At 32.7% G+C, this 16,803-nt stretch carries 12 protein-coding genes; 6 read left to right on the top strand and 6 right to left on the bottom strand.

All coding sequences use genetic code 11. From position 1 onward, the window contains the following. Positions 1-978: 978 nt before the first annotated feature. Entirely contained in the window at positions 979-2,499 is a 1,521-nt protein-coding gene (locus TERY_RS01610; protein ID WP_011610216.1) for an NADH-quinone oxidoreductase subunit M, read from the bottom strand. A 1,444-nt stretch (positions 2,500-3,943) separates the two neighbouring features. On the opposite strand from TERY_RS01610, the gene TERY_RS01620 reads away from it, so the two are divergent. Then, positions 3,944-4,771, top strand: a complete 828-nt coding sequence (locus TERY_RS01620; RefSeq protein ID WP_011610217.1) for an alpha/beta fold hydrolase — start codon at positions 3,944-3,946, stop codon at positions 4,769-4,771. Positions 4,772-4,914: 143 nt separating this feature from the next. On the opposite strand, the gene bioF is transcribed toward TERY_RS01620, so the two are convergent. Continuing rightward, a complete protein-coding gene (bioF, locus tag TERY_RS01625; protein WP_011610218.1) occupies positions 4,915-6,096 on the bottom strand; it encodes an 8-amino-7-oxononanoate synthase in 1,182 nt (393 codons plus the stop codon). 1,227 nt (positions 6,097-7,323) lie between these two features. On the opposite strand from bioF, the gene TERY_RS01630 reads away from it, so the two are divergent. The 3 genes from TERY_RS01630 (at position 7,324) to TERY_RS01645 (ending at position 11,522) form a co-directional block, all read left to right on the top strand. After that, positions 7,324-8,226 (top strand): methyltransferase domain-containing protein, encoded by a 903-nt coding sequence (locus tag TERY_RS01630; protein WP_011610219.1) that lies wholly within the window; start codon positions 7,324-7,326, stop codon positions 8,224-8,226. 475 nt (positions 8,227-8,701) lie between these two features. After that, a complete protein-coding gene (locus TERY_RS01640; RefSeq protein ID WP_196797196.1) occupies positions 8,702-9,490 on the top strand; it encodes a DUF3598 family protein in 789 nt (262 codons plus the stop codon). A gap of 748 nt (positions 9,491-10,238) precedes the next feature. Continuing rightward, the gene (locus tag TERY_RS01645; RefSeq protein WP_011610221.1) at positions 10,239-11,522 is read left to right on the top strand and encodes a glutathione S-transferase N-terminal domain-containing protein; all 1,284 of its coding nucleotides are present in this window, start codon (positions 10,239-10,241) and stop codon (positions 11,520-11,522) included. 229 nt (positions 11,523-11,751) lie between these two features. Here TERY_RS01645 and TERY_RS01650 read toward each other — a convergent pair whose 3' ends face one another. Both TERY_RS01650 and TERY_RS01655 read right to left on the bottom strand, forming a co-directional pair. Next, positions 11,752-12,033 (bottom strand): hypothetical protein, encoded by a 282-nt coding sequence (locus TERY_RS01650; RefSeq protein WP_011610222.1) that lies wholly within the window; start codon positions 12,031-12,033, stop codon positions 11,752-11,754. A 49-nt stretch (positions 12,034-12,082) separates the two neighbouring features. Next, positions 12,083-12,391 (bottom strand): hypothetical protein, encoded by a 309-nt coding sequence (locus tag TERY_RS01655; RefSeq protein WP_155994227.1) that lies wholly within the window; start codon positions 12,389-12,391, stop codon positions 12,083-12,085. A 164-nt stretch (positions 12,392-12,555) separates the two neighbouring features. Here TERY_RS01655 and TERY_RS01660 point away from each other — a divergent pair, with 164 nt between their 5' ends. Next, the gene (locus TERY_RS01660; RefSeq protein WP_370496423.1) at positions 12,556-13,998 is read left to right on the top strand and encodes a multicopper oxidase family protein; all 1,443 of its coding nucleotides are present in this window, start codon (positions 12,556-12,558) and stop codon (positions 13,996-13,998) included. A 53-nt stretch (positions 13,999-14,051) separates the two neighbouring features. After that, entirely contained in the window at positions 14,052-14,609 is a 558-nt protein-coding gene (locus tag TERY_RS01665; protein ID WP_011610225.1) for a DUF411 domain-containing protein, read from the top strand. 179 nt (positions 14,610-14,788) lie between these two features. Here TERY_RS01665 and TERY_RS01670 read toward each other — a convergent pair whose 3' ends face one another. Both TERY_RS01670 and coaE read right to left on the bottom strand, forming a co-directional pair. Continuing rightward, entirely contained in the window at positions 14,789-15,346 is a 558-nt protein-coding gene (locus tag TERY_RS01670) for a hypothetical protein (RefSeq protein WP_011610226.1), read from the bottom strand. A gap of 528 nt (positions 15,347-15,874) precedes the next feature. Then, positions 15,875-16,522 (bottom strand): dephospho-CoA kinase, encoded by a 648-nt coding sequence (gene coaE, locus TERY_RS01675; protein ID WP_011610227.1) that lies wholly within the window; start codon positions 16,520-16,522, stop codon positions 15,875-15,877. Between the last annotated feature and the right edge of the window lie 281 nt (positions 16,523-16,803).

The following is a 16,803-nucleotide window of genomic DNA, read 5'->3' on the forward strand; positions in this document are numbered from 1 at the left end:
TTTTTCTCCCGCAAAAGCTAGGTCAAAACCTACCCATAACTTGTCAATTTTGTCAAGTTTTATGTGAATAAAGATTTTTGTAAATCATAGCTGGGAAAGGGGGTAGAGGGGATAAGGTCTGAAAACAAACTCAGTTTCTAAATTTATTCACCCTAATACCAACAAATTTGATATCAAAAGTCAAAAGTTAAAAGTAATCTCTGACATCATGTCCACTGGCATCCTTTGTATAAACCTAAGGGTGAATATCTACAGGAAATTTAATTTTTTCCAGCTTTTAAGTCTTCTTTGCTGAATTCAGGACTTACACATAACTACCATATTTAGTAGGGGTTAGTGGCCGTTAACTCCTGCCATTAATTCCTATAGATATTGTATTATACCACATCCTCCATTCCACTGTGCGATCGCCATTTTGGATTCAACCGGCCAATACTCAGTTTCTAGAATCTCACTCTCTCTTAAGGTTATAATAGTATTTTTCCTCAGACTGCTACACCCCACTAAACTTAATATCATCAGCCCAAGCAATTTTTGGGAAGAACCTGTTTAGCAAGCCCATGGTCAAACTTTTTGGACTGTAGAAGTTTGGGCAGTTATCTCCTCAATAATTAGCCCTATTTCATCAATAGTAATGAGTTGAGAATGAGTTTAGCTTTTTCTACCTTGCTTAACCCCTCACTCATTACAGCGGTTTTCTGTCCATTTCCTACACAAATCTCAAAATTATAGATTAATTAAGATCAAAAAATTCCGTAGTGTTATATAAGCAAAAAAGAGAAAGAATTCTCTAAGTAGGTAAGCATAAATAGAGGTTAATATAAAAAATATGAAAAAGTAGCTATAACCCAGTTTCCAATTTTTTACTGTTTTGAATTTTTCTTGCTATTGTACTAATAATTAAGTAGACCTACTTACTAAGAATTCTGAGCAAAATTTTTCTTAGTGTTGAAACTGTAAAATCTTAATGCATGACTTTTAACTTCCTTGAAATGGAGATGGGGTAGCGATCGCAGATTTGTTAACTACCTGTGAGACTGTAGTTTTACTAGTGCTCATACTATTTGCTTCAGTTTCAGTCCAACGCACCACCCAATTAGGCTGTATTCCTAGAACAACGATCATAACTGCTAAAACAATTGCTGGTATTCTATCAGACCATTTTACTGGAGGCAGATTGATTACTGTTTCAGATAACCTACCAAAAAATACTCGGTTAATTAAAAGCAAGAAATAGGCTGATGTTAATCCTGTTCCAATCATACACAATAGAGTTGGAATTCTAAAAGCATTAAAACTGCCTCTAAATACTAAAAATTCAGAAATAAATCCAACCATTCCTGGAATACCAGCACTTGCCATTACTCCTAAAATCATGAGACTGCCAACCATTGGTAAACCTTGTTCTGGGTTTAATAGACCTCGCAATAAATCTATATCCCTTGTACCAGCTTTTTTGTAGACTATTCCCACTAATAAAAATAGTAGGCCTGAAATTAGACCGTGGCTAATCATTTGAAAAACTGTGCCCAAGATACTGAGGGGAGTTGCTGCTGCACTAGCTAACAAAATGTAACCCATGTGACCAACTGAACTATAAGCCACCATTTTTTTCATGTCTTTTTGAGCGATCGCATTAAGTGAACCGTAAATTACACTTACTACAGCCCACACTGCTAACCAGGGAGAAACATCTGCCCAAGCTTCAGGAAACATATTTAATCCAAATCTTAGCAAACCATAAGTTCCTAATTTTAATAGTACTCCTGCTAAGAGTACAGAAACTGGTGTAGAGGCTTCAACATGGGCATCTGGCAACCATGTATGAAAGGGAACTAGGGGAATTTTAATTCCAAACCCGACAACTATTGCTCCTAATAATAATAGTTGAGTTCCTAAAGGTAGAGTATGGACAACTGCTTGGTCATAAGCAAAATTTGACGAACCACTTAACCAAACTACTCCAAGAAAGCCTACTAAGATTAGGATTCCTGAAATTGCTGTATAAATAAGAAATTTAGTGGATGCGTAACCCCGTTTTAGTCCTCCCCAAATTGCAATTAATAGGTATAAAGGAATAAGTTCGAGTTCATAAAACAGGAAAAACAGTAGTAAATCTTGAGCAAGAAAGGCTCCAAATACACTAAGGGCCAATAATAATATTAAGGAGTAATAAAAACGAGGTCTATTAATTGATTCATCTGTAGCATATATGGCAATAGTGGTTAATATACCGTTTAATACCACTAATGGTAGAGATAAACCGTCTATTCCTAAGGAGTAGTTTAGGCCTAGGGAATCTATCCAGGGAACCATAACAACAAATTGTTGATTTGGATCTTGTGTATTGAATTGGGTAAGTAACACCAAAGACCATAAAAGACTAATGATGGCCACTATTAAAGCTAGTTGGCGGGCCAATTTTGGCGATAGGTAACTTGGCCAAAAACCAATAATACCAGCACCAATTAGTGGTACTAAGATGAGACTATTGAGCATTTATTTATATTTTCCTTTAACGTCAAGATACAAATTGATTAACTACAAATAACTTATTACAATATAATAGTATTCTTTGTGTCTAAAAGCAGATTATAAGAATCAACGTGATCAAATTGAACTAAATATGATAGTCTGAAAATAAAATCCATCTATTCATAGATTTGACCTCAACTAAAGTCAGACAAGACTATACTTTAGTTCTGTTTAAAAAATCATCAATAAAAATTAACAACATTGTTAATTTTAAATTAACTGTTAGTAGGGCTTAGGGAAATCAATATGAAATAGGGTTTATTGCCCTGATTATTGTCTTTCGCGAATAAAATACGTTTAGTATAATTAATAAATTTATTGTTAGCTATAAACCTCAAAATAATTACTAAAATTACTTTCTATTATAATTTTAATTTTGATATATTTTTTATGCATAGATTATGGGAAGTTGGACAAACTATATTAGGCTTAATATACCCCCATCCTCTTACGGATACTAGTACAATAACTATTTTACCATTAGGCCAAATAGTTTTAGTTCGTCTTCGTGACAATAATCAATATACTCTGCTAGGAGGTATGGTGGAATAGGGCAAGGATGTTTCGACTACTGTGAAAAGGGAGTTATCTAAAGAAACAGAGTTATAATTAGTAAAAACTATAATTATTGATAAGGGATATATTTTACACTAAATCTGGAGCCAATAGTAAATTATATGAATATTCTGCTTGAGGCTGATGTGAAGGAAAATATGGATTTTAAAGACAACTTAGAGATTAGTGATATTTAAGGTTTTGAAATGACATCTTTACTACAGGATTGATCATCATTACTATCGATGATCAAGGATTATCTGAGTTCTTGACAGTTTTGGCTTAAATATTTCTTTAATTATAGCAGTTTTGAAATTAATTAGGTATCAAGTTTTACGGATTTAGGGAATAATAAATAGAGAATAAACATTAGTATTAAACTCTAACTCACTATCCTCAAAACTACTAATAAAATCAGAAAAAATTGTGTATAAAAATATATATTTATTCCTCAGTGTGTATGAATAAAAAAAAATTAATTTGTACTAATTATTGAAAACAATATTATGTTTGACTGTGTTATAAGTATATATAGAAATCCACCTATAAGTTATCAAAATTCAAAAACTATAAATACACTTCAAAACTCTTGCCCCTTGCTAGGATTATTATTTCCAAAAAGAACAAATATTTTAGATATAAATAAAATAGGATGGCTATATCCAACATTAAAATTTTATCACCTCCTAATTCCTAAATTTTCACAACTACTTTTTAATACTTCAGTGTTTTTTCCCAATAATTAACACCTCAAACCTAGCACCTAAAACTTTTGTTCAGGATATCTACCATTACATAGGTAATGTTTAGGTATTTAGGTCAAATATTTGTGAAATTTTCCCATTAAATATTTATGCAATCTGTATGGCTTAATTCTCGTGTAAAATTGTCTGATGGACTATTATTTTGGCGTGAAATTGGTACTGGTTCAAAAAATATAGTTTTTCTACATGGAACTTGGTATGACAGTAGTCAGTGGTTATCAGTGATGGAAAAATTAAGTTTACATTACCATTGTTTTGCACCAGATTTACCTGGATGTAATGAGTCGAAATTTTATTCTACTTATTACTCAATTAGTCAAATGGTAGAATATTTAGCTGAATATATAGCTGCCTTGAAATTAGAAAAAGTTTATTTAGTTGGTCACTCTTTAGGAGGTTGGATAGCGGCTAGCTATGGTCTTAAATATCCAGATAAATTATTGGGTTTGATTTTAGTATCCCCTGAAGGAATTGATATTGCTGATGTAAAAGTACGTTGGCAGTGGTATCGCTGGTTAGCTCCGAAAGTTTCTTTGTTGTATTGGATGTTGCGATTAATATATCCTTTTACTAGGCTACTAGGTCTTAATAAGAAGGTTAAACAAATACTACAAATAAGACAAAATTTGCGTCTTAATTCAACAGTAAATCAAATTTTATTCCGGCGCCGTTGGGCACAGATAAAACATGAATTATTAGCAGAAAATTTAGGTTATTTAAAAGTAGCAACGTTGGTTTTACAAGGTTATAAAGATACGGATATTACTCTATCTATGAGTAAATACTGTGCTGAACTATTGCCGAGGGCTAAACTTAGTTTAATTAGTTCTGGGGAGAGTAACTTACCTGAACAAATACCAGATATAGTAGTACAAAAAATTATAGATTTTTTGAGTGACGAAGATAATTTATTATAGGAGTAGGAAGTAAAAGGTAGGTTTTAGGAGTAATAAATAATGGCGCTTTTCGCCTATAATTATTAAAGATATCGTTATTATTTACTTATTACTTAATAACTAAAATTTTGAGTAAGGCCTTGGGCTATTTTCTGGAATTGGTATCACTGACTCAAATTAATTAATGCAGCTATTAATTGCTGAAGATGACTTGTTTCATGGGTAGACATTAGAGAAATACGAATGCGACTGGTATTAACAGTAGGCGGGCGAATGGCAGGAGCAAATATTCCTTCCTGTTTTAACTTTTCTCCAACTTTCAATGCTTCGACTGCATTTTTAAGGGGAAAACAAATAATTGGTGATTCATAATTAGAGGTTTTCTTACCTTTGTGTAACAATTGACTTTCTGTTTCTAGTAAATTAATAAAAATCTCTAAATTCTGCCATAGTTTCATACGACGTTCTGGCTCTTTTTTAATAATTTTTATAGCTGTTAAAGCTGCTGCAGTATCAGCAGGAGTTAAACCTGTGGTATATATCCAAGTGGGTGTTCTATTTCTGAGAAATTCTATTAAATTTTTTGACCCGGCAACATAGCCGCCTAAACTTCCTAATGCTTTACTCAAAGTACCAATTTGAATTAATTGTTTTCCTGTACAGTTAAAGTGTTCAACACAACCTCCTCCATTAATTCCAAATACTCCTGTTGCATGAGCTTCATCTACTAAAAGCATACTATTATATTTTTCTGCTAAATCTAATAACAATGGCAATTTACATAAATCACCATCCATACTAAAAACACTATCTGTAATTATTAAACTGCGGCGATAATTTTCTCGTTTTTGTTCTAATTTATTTTTTAAATATTCAATATTATTGTGGCTATATTCGATAATTTTGGCACCACTAAGAATAGCTCCATTTTTCAGGCTAGAATGATTATATTCATCTGATAAAATTAGGTCACGTTGACTGACAACCGAAGAGATTACACCAATATTTGCTAAATATCCTGAACTAAATACTAATGCTGATTCTGTTTGTTTTAATTTGGCTATTTCTCGTTCTAATTCCTGATGTATTTCTCGATGACCTGTTAATAAACGCGAGCCTGTACTACCGCTACCAAATTCTTTTGTTGCTTGTATAGCTGCTGCGATTAAACGTTCATCTCCTGCTAATCCTAGATAATCATTACTGGCAAAATTTATTAGTTTTTTTCCTTCTAATTTAATTATTGCACCGGGAATACTTTCAATAGTTTTGACCGAACGATACCAGTTAGCTTTATGTATTGTTGATAGGGATGACTCTATCCAACTATAGGGGTTATTTTGCATTTTTAAGGAATAGGAAATATGGAATAAGAAATAGGGAGTAGAGAGAATAAAGTAGGGAGTGGCCAAAAATTAAATTATTTATCACTTAACATTTTTAAGGATTATAAATACCGAGACTCCCTATCTAAACTCTAAATCTAAAGAGTGTTAAAATAATACTATTACAATATATTTTTGCTTTACTCCACAAGGTTAAAAGTTAGTAAAGTAAGTTTGGTTCATTTTGTACAATTTGCTTTCAAGCCCCGAAACAATCTTTGAAGAATAAGGGCCACGGTTTAGGACTGTACTAAGTTTGTCAGCTTATGGCTTTTGGTAGGGTCTTTCTGAAGTTGCTGCTAATAATATTCAAATTTAGGGACTATTTCTAGTCCAATTTTCTTCCTATTGAAGGACAACCTGAAGGCTGAGGCTGAAGGACTAAAGATCACTAACTTGCTAAAAACTAGATTTAGGGAAGTTGACCAAAAATTATTAGATCGTGTAGAAATTTTGTTAAGTTATCTTCTTCGAAAGGAGAGCCCGAGAGATGGTAACCAGGTCAGAGTAAATTAGATATCTCCAAAAATTAAAAATTAAATCAATACATACTCATTACGGGATGAGAACTATTAGGCATTAAATATAGCATTACTATTCAGAAATGCTATAATTAGAGATAAAACTATGGCAGCAATTTTAGTATAATTTAGCAACTTAATTATTAAAGCGATCGCTTAATTCAGTCTCTCAAAAAAACAAAAAAAACAGGCGCAGAAGTTGATATTCTGGGAGCAAATAATGACAACACTTGACACAAATATAATTTTGTTCACCTTTTTCTAGATTTAATGGCTGTGGTCTTACGGATACTCTATTGTATTTTTCCTTGAATTATACACAATTATTATTGTATGAATTCTCTCAATAATTTGTCAAATTACTGAGTCTCTTCTTAAAAAATAACTCTTTTTTGATTTCAAGATTTATATTAACTAACTACAAGGATGTCGGTAAGATACTGATCAACATTTTAGTAAGAAAAAACTATGAAGACAAAATTAGGTCACCCCATGCTACCACAAGCTAATAATGATGAATTAGCACGGCAAAATTTTCAGTTTGAGAAAATATATGTTTAAAAAAATGCTCCCTGAATTGAAGGTGGTATAGGAAGAAACTGTCAAACCACAATTTGAAGTAGAAAACCAACGTCTTCCTAAAGACCGTTATGAAATTCGGCGGGGTATGAAGCAACAACAATGCTATAAATGGTTTAGTAGCTTAAAGCGGACTATCCAAGAGATGATGTGGGAGTCAGTTGCGACTACAGTCGAACGTCAGCTACCAGAATTGATAGAACAAGCAAAAGATCGAGAAGCACCCCAAGGAACAGTTACCTTAGACCCTGAATTGAAAATACCAGCCTACCAAACTGCGGTAGATATTCATTGTATGCCTGGGGGATATAATGGTGAATACACTCAAGATGATATATCTGCTGGTGCTATCTATAATTTAGGTGTTTATATATATAGTCTGGCAAACCGTGACTCCATTCGCGATGACAGAGTTCAGACAGTTATCCACAAATTCTTGAAGCAGGAATACCCAAATTTTCAGCCTGGAAAAATTCTAGATATGGGTTGTACGATAGGTGATAACACTTTGCCTTATGTAGATGCTTACCCAAATGCTGAAGTTTATGGTATCGATCTAGCTCGGGCTATATTACGCTATGGTCATGCGCGAGCCGAGTTTTTAGAAAAACGGGTGCATTTTAGTCAACAGAATGCCGAGAAAACTAACTTTCAGGATGAGTCATTTTATTTGGTGGTAAGTCATATTTTACTACATGAAATACCTGTACCAGCAATTCAGAATGTTTTCCGCGAAAGTTATCGTTTGTTAGCTCCAGGTGGAATAATGATACATCAAGATGCGCGTTTGTATTGTCATCTAGATGTATATACTGCGTTCCTCTACGATGAAGAAACAACTAATAATAATGAACCCTTCTGGAGTTCGATGCGAGATTTAGATTTAGTAGCTGTAGCAGAAGAAGCAGGTTTTTCCAGAGATAGTCTCATTGAAACGCTACTGGTAAAAAATAATGGAATGCAGTTATTTATTATTGTTGGTACTAAATAAAAAAAAAAGACAGAAAAAAAATGATTCCTAAACAAGCAAAAGGTAAACGACCAGTTTATTTAGATAATACAGATAACGATCAATTACTGGCAATAATAATGGCATTGGCAGGAGAGGTGTCAGTATTGCGATAACGCCTAGATACAATTGAAAAATTAGTAGTAGCTAAGGGTATTATGTCTCTTGAAGATATTGAAAATTATCAGCCAGATGTAAAAGTAAATGAGGAACGAGAACAATGGCGTGCTGATTATATTAATAGAATACTGAGAGTTATACAGAATCTTTAATTGCTCTCAGATAATGAAAAAAATTGTTGAGAAATTTGCCATTGTTGGTGCAAAATTAGATTTTTAAGTCAGCCTAAAATAGGGATAGAAGTTAGTAATGGTTCTAATTTTTGCGAGTGGTATATATGGGGATAATAATCAGGTAAAATAGTACAAAATCAAGATAAATTTGAGAATACATGAACATGAATCTACAAGAACAAAATTGGATAAATTTATTCGGAGATCTTTCTCCAGAAGGAATAGCTTGGTATGGTATTTGGACTAGATATTCTCCAAAATTAGAAGTTATAACATCTTTTCAAGGTATCAGAAATTTGTCAGCTAATAATAATAAAACAGTAATTACTCATCGTAATAATTATACTTATGCTGATGGTAGTACGAAAGAAATACAATGGCTTCTTGATAAAGAAATTGCCAATCAACCAGATGGAATAATTCATTCGGGAGCAGAATCTATGAGGGTATTATCTTTCAGTGAAGAAGCCAAAACTTCGATATGCCCACAATTAAAAATAGAGAATCCTTTCGGTTGTGAATTGTTTTTCCAACATCAAAATTTTCGGACTAGCGTTGTCGTTATTTATGGAGAAAATGGCGAGCTAGCAAGATTTACACAAATTCGCGAACATCTAAATAGTTATCCAGACCAAAAACCAGGAGCAAATTTAAATAATATATCAGGAAATTGGGTTAGAAAAAAACAATCTATGACTCCAGATTTACAAGTTTTTCAAGAACCAGAGATGAGAGAAATTGAGTTAAATCTAACTACAGGTAAAAATCAAACATTTTTCCTACCTGATGCTATAGTTATCAATGTTCCTCAACAGCTAAAAATAGGAGAAGAATTTGAAATTTTAGTAGGTAAGATGGTGATAGAAAATAAGTATAAAAGGATGATTGTTAAATACGATAAAAATGGCAAATTTATCCAGTTAATTTCTGAAGTTTTTGACCGGAAAGATTAAACTGGCTGGAAAAGTAGTAATTTTGGTTATTAGTTATGGGTACTTTTGTAAACAATGCATTAAAAATAGCATCAAGCCTTTATATAGTCTAGGTTTGAGATTTAATAAATCTGTTTGATTTTTTCCTAATATATCTAAGTTAGAGCTATTTTTAGCAATAGGTACCTATTTCCTTGACGCCAAAAGAGCAATGATAAGCTAAAAAAATATCAAAGTACCGTTATCAGTTATTAGTACCTCTAAAATCAAGCCAAAAGCTGAAAATACTTTATTCTTTTGATATTCTCCTGAAAGGTCAGCTGTTTACCTTACTTTTTGTCAAAGGTAATTCTTTTAGGGGGAGTTGCCAGAAAAAGAGCGATCGCCAATTGATAATAGGAAAAAATTGACTAAAAATATAGAATATGTTATATTTAAAATCCTTATTTTTTATAATAATATCCTCAAAAAATAGAGATATTTGATAGAATACCTTTGCCATATAATTACTGTCTACTTTTTTTCCTTTATAATATACTCAAGAATCAATTTATTATACCAAAATTTAACAAAAAAATATGTTTTAATAATCAGTGTGATTAAAGAAGTTAATAGGATATTTTCCTTGGAAAAAAAAATAACTTTTGACCTAAAAAATAGTGTTAAAACTATTTGAATGTGACTCCTGAATCCTAATAAATATTTTAGTCATTTCTAACAAATATTTATCACATTTAGTCTAATAAATTAGAAAGGATAAAATTCAGCAATGGTAACAGATATATTCCAGAATAAACCCCTTCCTAACTGGGAAGAATTACTACAAGTTGCCCAACAAAATACTACGGCAAAATGGATATTAAGAACAGATAAAAGTCCTAGCACTGCAACAATATCTAGTTATATTGCTCGACTAAACCCTGAGGAAAAACCCTCTGTTTTGCTTTATAGAGATAATAATGCTTGGTGTCCTTTTTGTGAAAGAGTTTGGTTTGCGTTAGAAGAAAAACAAATCCCTTTTGAAGTTGAGTTAATTAACTTAGCAGATAAACCACAATGGTACAAGGATATGGTGCCAACCGGGTTAGTTCCGGCAGTGAAAATTGAAGGAGAGTTAGTCTATGAGTCGAAAAATATTTTACTTGCTTTAGAAAATAAATTTGATAGGCTTCCCCTATTACCTAAGGAACCCCAAGAAAGGTCTGTAGCTTTAAATATGATAGAAGCTTTTGACAGTAATGGTTTAGTTAAATCAGGATATGAGTTTCTCTTTAATTCTGTGAAATCAAAAGAAATAACACCTGAAGAAAAAGAGGCACAGCTACTGAATTTGCAAACAATTTTTGAGACTAGGTTAGACCAGTTGGAAGAAACATTAAGTCAGTATCCTGGTGCTTATTTTTTGCACGAGTTTAGTTTGGTGGATATAATATATACTCCTGGTATTACGAGATTAGCAGCTAATTTACCTGTATTTCGGGGGTATTCTATATATAATAACGATCGCTTTGCGAGAATTAATCAATGGTTGACGGCGATCAATCAGCGTCCGGCTTATCAACATATAAAACCAAATTCTCAAACTAATAATTTGATCATACAAAAAATATTTCATTTGCCGGCTATTTACAACAGTAAATCAGAACCTCAAGCAAAATTTGAAAGTCAGGAACAAGACTATCGGATGGAGGCAGCCGGGAGATTAAGTAGTAACTACAAAACTGTTGTTGCTGATATTCTCAAAAATTCGGGAATTCAAACATGGGTGAGTCAGGAGAGTTTACCAAAAATTGAATTGGTTATTGACTTTTACTTGAGACGTTTAGTTTATTCTTTAATTGAGGGGGGCGTCCCATCATTTTTTACTCACTCAATTGATGCCAAAACTGAACAACACAATGAAGTCAAAGAGATAAATTCTGCTGATGCTGCCCTTGGAGCGATCGCTCTAGCTTTTCTCAGAAATAGAGTTTGTGTACCCCGTGACATGAGTGCAAATGCTGCAGTGGCTTTTCAAACAGCAATTGATACTATGTTGTCTTGTCTCTATTAAATTTATCTTCAAACTAAAAGTTGAACAAATAGCTTCTTCAGGACTTACACAGGTGAACCTAGAGACCGAATTTTTTCATTAATATTTATGATTAAAAACAAAGACTTATCTTAGAAACCTAGTTTATTCAAGTAATATCATGTCTGGATAATTCAGTTATCAAAAAGTTTTTTTAGGAACTTTAATTATAACTATGTAACCAGACATGATCCAAGTTCTCTTCTTCTGATTATCTCTTATATTTTCGGTTCACTTGGAACCACATAATAATTCCTGTTACTGCCAACATTAACATTCCAAAGGCATTTAAAAATGGATAAATCATCTCTAAATTAATTCTCCCAAACTTGCCTCTATGCCATTCTAATAGCCAAATAAAATCACCAGCTTTACCTGTAATGACTGATATTTGAAATAGGGAACCTGTAATTAAACTAAGTAGTACAGGAAATAACATTACTGGAGCAAACCAATAGTGAAGTTGGCGCAGTCTTGCTTTATTAATTTTCATAGCTTAAAAATTTAATCGCAGGCAAACATCCCAGATGTATTATACAAATTTATCTCAATAAATACGACTTCATTGAAAATAGTAAAAAGGGGATTATAAATAATAGTAAAAAAATAATTTCTCCAGGTTGTACCAAAAAATTATTCATTTGAGCTAGGTCAGAGACATTAATAGCTTTTTGCTCTACAAGTGTTTCTACTTTAGTTTCTACCTTTGGAGAAGATACTTGTGGTATTTCATTTTTCGGTTTTTTATTGACAGAATTACTTTCTACTTGTTTTACTTCTGGGTTTGAATTATCATTTTTACTAGGTACATGCAGTTCTGGGGCATGAGCGAGGAAAGATATAGTGTGCACTATTTTTTTACTCCTATCAATTTCAGTCATATTCGGAGAAAAGGATAATTACATTTAGCTCCTAAGACAAAAAAATATCTTGATTTCATTATTTTACTCGATCATCATAGTAATTGGCTAAAATAAAATGTTAAATCAAATATAAAATTCCCAAAATATTAATTGTGAAAAAAATTAATCGAAGAAAATTTTTCATCCTAAGTTCCAGTGCGATGGCAACTTTAATCACTCAATGTAATATAAATAATACTCAAAAAAATCAACAACTTATATCATCATACCCTCAAATACATCAGAGCCAAGATGGAATTCTAGAAATTGATTTGACAGCTAATATTAGTCAAATAAATCTGGGAAATAAACAAGCTTATGTATTAAATTATAACGGACAAATTCCCGGACCAAGATTAGAAGTAAAACCAAGAGATACAATTAGGATTAATTTCACTAACAATTTACCCCAACCTACAAATATTCATTATCACGGACTACATATTCCCATGACTGGAAATGCTGATAACGTATTTCTGAATATTTCTCCAGGCGATCGCTTGACATATCAGTTTCAAATTCCTGAAAATCACCATGCTGGAATGTTTTGGTATCATCCACATCTCCATGGTTTAGTAGCAGAACAAATTTTTGGGGGGTTAGCTGGATTATTTATTGTCCGTGGAGAGCTCGATGAAATTCCCGAAGTAAAAGCTGCTTCAGAACAATTTTTAGTGTTGCAGGATTTTGCCCTAGACCAAAAAGGAAATATACTCCCATCTCATGAGCTTTCAATAATGACAGGAAGGCAAGGAAATTTGATCACTGCTAACGGTCAGTCTAACCCTAAATTAACCATTCCCCCTCAAAATTTATTAAGAATTCGTATTCTTAATGCTTCAAGTTCCAGATTTTATCGGTTATCTTTAGAAGAACACCCATTTTATTTAATAGCTACTGATGGAGGAGCATTAGCTGAACCTGTAGAAATGTCAGAACTATTATTGACTCCTGGAGAACGTGCAGATGTATTAGTCCAAGGTAACCGAGAGCCAGGAAAATATCGCTTGTTGAATTTACCTTATGAACGAGTGGGTATTGGTATGATGGGGAGAAATGTATCTGAAAGTCAACCACAAGTTTTAGCAACAGTGAGTTATGACCAACAGTCCACTGCTGTGCCACTGCCAACCAAACTCATCCCTGTCCCAGCATTGCCCGAACCTCAAAAAGTACGTCGTTTTCAGATGAACCATGGCATGATACCTGGTCAAGGGATGGCATTTTTGTTTAATGGTCAGCCATATCAACCAGAAAGAATTGATACTCAAGTTCAGCTCAATACCGTTGAAGACTGGGAATTAATTAACACAGGCATAATGGATCATCCCTTTCATATTCATAGCAATGCTTTTCAAGTTTTGAGTCGGAATGGCAAACCAGAACCCTATCGTGCCTGGAAAGATGTAGTCTTAGTCAGACAGGGAGAAACAGTTTTAATTCGGATGCCATTACAAGATTTTGCTGGAAAAACTGTTTATCATTGTCATATTCTTGACCACGAAGATTTAGGAATGATAGGAAATTTGGAAATTAAAGCAAGACTTTCTATTTAACCAGAAAATTTATCATTACAATAGAGTACTATAGATTATTTAAGGTAATAATTATGAAAAAAGTTTTCTCTAATTGGATAAAGTCTTTAATTGCTGGTGTTGCAGTTGCTGGAGTTTTAGGGGCAACATATTGGTATTTTGTCGGTTTACCAGAAAATCCTACCTTGAGTACAAAAACTCAGACTGTTCTTAACTCTAGTTTATCTACCACAGACTTAGCACCACCAGTCCTTAATGTCACTGTCTACCGTACTCCTACTTGCGGATGTTGTAAGGGTTGGGTGGAACATATCAAGCAAAATGGCTTTCAAATAACTGATATTGTCAAACCTGAGTCAGAAATTAAAACTATTCGCCAGAAATATAATTTACCCTCAGATTTAACATCTTGTCATACCAGTGAAATTGCTGGCTATCTTGTAGAAGGTCATGTTCCCGTGGCAGATGTCAAAAGTTTAATCGCCCAGAAACCAGATGTTGCTGGAATTAGCGTTCCTGGAATGCCCATTGGTACTCCTGGCATGGAAATGGGCGATCGCAAACAATCTTTTGATGTATTTACCTTTGAAAAAGATGGTCAGACTAAAGTTTTTAATTCCTATAAATTCTAGAATAGGGAATAGAGAATAGTTAGAAGTAATTGATACTTTTTCGATGGTAATTAATTTTATCTTTGATTTTAGGAGAGTTTTAATAAAATAAATTAGATAAATATTTTATCCAGCTATAGAGTAGGGAATTTAACTAAAATTTTCCTACTTTATAACTAATTTAAACATACAAATTTATCCTAATTTTTGCCTTGATTAACTTGTTGTAAAACATAATTATAGACAGGTTCAATTCCTCGAAAATATTCAGCTTCATCAGCATTATTTGAGACAAAAAACAAAGTCAAACATTTTATTATTTTCCCCTCATCTTTTAAATTATCATTACCCACAAAAACTTTCACTGGATGTTCAGAAAATCTCTCATTTGTCAATTCAGCTATTTGATTAAAAGTATTAAATAAGCATTGATATTCCTCCTCATCCCGGGGCATAACTGCTACATACCTCTGCCTCATCCCTGCATCTTCTCTAGAGAAATGACCTTGACAACTAGAATAGGTTATACAATTTAATTTCAGAATTAGGGCAATAGTTAAATCTCTAACTCCTTGTTCAATTGACTGTTTAAAATAACGATGATATTTAGTAAAAATTGCCGAATCACAACAGGCAGCAGTTCCATCACTATTAATATTACCCTGAGGACTGTGTTTAAATATGTCAAACTCTGTTACTTCAACAAATCTATCTTCCCAAGAATCAATAAAGGATTTAAAATCACTAAATTCAGTCATAATTTTAAATATTTTTTTAATGCCAAAACAATAGTTAGCTAGATAATTATATAGTATGTATAGCTTAATTCAGAAGGCGAAAACTACAAAATAAGAAGGGAAAATATTTGAATTATTACTGTTACTAAACTTGAGGTAAGCAATAATTTACGCCCTAGTAATGGGGACTACTATCAACAGAAAGTATCTTAAAAAAGTATCTGATTTATTCTGGGTAGTTTAAAAATTAAAAATATTCATCTTCAATATAAAAAATGAAAAATATAAAACTTTTTTTCGGTGCTTTTCAGAGTCTTTGGTCAATTGGTAAAGTATATTAGTGGGACTTTTCAAAAACTTTTCAAGAAATTATAAATATCACAGAATATTATCGGTTTTATTGCTTAAGAATTGGGATATATTTTTGTGACTAGATTAATTTAATAATCTTTCATCGCAATTGAATTATAAAAAAGACTATTTGTCAATGATTTTGTTAAAATGAAATGACCCTACTACTTTTTTAGCTTAATTCCCAACCAGTCTATTCTATTGATGAGCGATCGCTAAGTCTACTTGCTTCAACAAAGCTTCTAAGGTAGAGGAATTATCCACAACAATATCCCCCTTTTGACATTTTTCTGATAGGGACATCTGATTATTAATTCGAGTGTAAGCTTGTTCTTGAGTCAAACAGTCACGTTTCATTAATCTCTCTATTTGTTGTTGGAATGGAGCATATATAACCCAAATTTCTGTTACTAAGTCAGTCATCTTAGCTTCAAATAACAATGGTATTACTAATACCGCTGTAACATCTTGAGAAGTAATTTTATGGGATGTTACCTGTATATAATTTGTCTGCTCAAATTCACTATTTTTGGCAATAAAATACTTAATATTCTGCTCAAAGCGATCGCGGACATAAGGATGAATTTGTTTTTGTAACCAGAGTAACTCTTTTTGATCATTAAAAACAATCTCTCCTAATTGTCGTCTATCTAAATTACCATTAGGTAAGACAATATTTTGACCGTAGTGTTCTACTATGCTCTTTAAAATTGATGAACCAGGTTTTACAGCTTCTCGCCCATAAACATCCGCATCCCAAATTGGAAACTGATAGTTTTTACTCAAATAATTAGAGACAGTAGTTTTTCCTGTGCTAATACCACCAGTTAAACCAATTAAGCGCATAATTTTTAAGTTAAAATTTAAAAGTCAAAAGCAAGAGAAACAGTAGTAGCCCATAATAGAAAAGTTCCATGGAACAGTTCTAGAAGGGCAAAACTCAGAAGTCGGGATAAATGGCCACTACCCGTACATTCTCAGTACGGACTAGATTTCAGAGGCGCGAGAAAGTCCTAACAACTTTGGCAACTGCTGTGTTTTTATGATTTAGTTTTAATCATGAAAACTGTTATAGTTATGAAGTTGAGGTTGATTTATCCAGCCATTGGATAGTCCTACCATATTAT

The sequence above is a fragment of the Trichodesmium erythraeum IMS101 genome, assembly GCF_000014265.1.
Lineage (GTDB): Bacteria > Cyanobacteriota > Cyanobacteriia > Cyanobacteriales > Microcoleaceae > Trichodesmium > Trichodesmium erythraeum.

Coding starts and splice junctions, on each gene's coding strand:
- TERY_RS01610 (WP_011610216.1), bottom strand. CDS start 2,499: ATGCTCAATAGTCTCATCTTAGTACCACTAATTGGTGCTGGTATTATT.
- TERY_RS01620 (WP_011610217.1), top strand. CDS start 3,944: ATGCAATCTGTATGGCTTAATTCTCGTGTAAAATTGTCTGATGGACTA.
- bioF (WP_011610218.1), bottom strand. CDS start 6,096: ATGCAAAATAACCCCTATAGTTGGATAGAGTCATCCCTATCAACAATA.
- TERY_RS01630 (WP_011610219.1), top strand. CDS start 7,324: ATGAAGCAACAACAATGCTATAAATGGTTTAGTAGCTTAAAGCGGACT.
- TERY_RS01640 (WP_196797196.1), top strand. CDS start 8,702: ATGAATCTACAAGAACAAAATTGGATAAATTTATTCGGAGATCTTTCT.
- TERY_RS01645 (WP_011610221.1), top strand. CDS start 10,239: ATGGTAACAGATATATTCCAGAATAAACCCCTTCCTAACTGGGAAGAA.
- TERY_RS01650 (WP_011610222.1), bottom strand. CDS start 12,033: ATGAAAATTAATAAAGCAAGACTGCGCCAACTTCACTATTGGTTTGCT.
- TERY_RS01665 (WP_011610225.1), top strand. CDS start 14,052: ATGAAAAAAGTTTTCTCTAATTGGATAAAGTCTTTAATTGCTGGTGTT.
- TERY_RS01670 (WP_011610226.1), bottom strand. CDS start 15,346: ATGACTGAATTTAGTGATTTTAAATCCTTTATTGATTCTTGGGAAGAT.
- coaE (WP_011610227.1), bottom strand. CDS start 16,522: ATGCGCTTAATTGGTTTAACTGGTGGTATTAGCACAGGAAAAACTACT.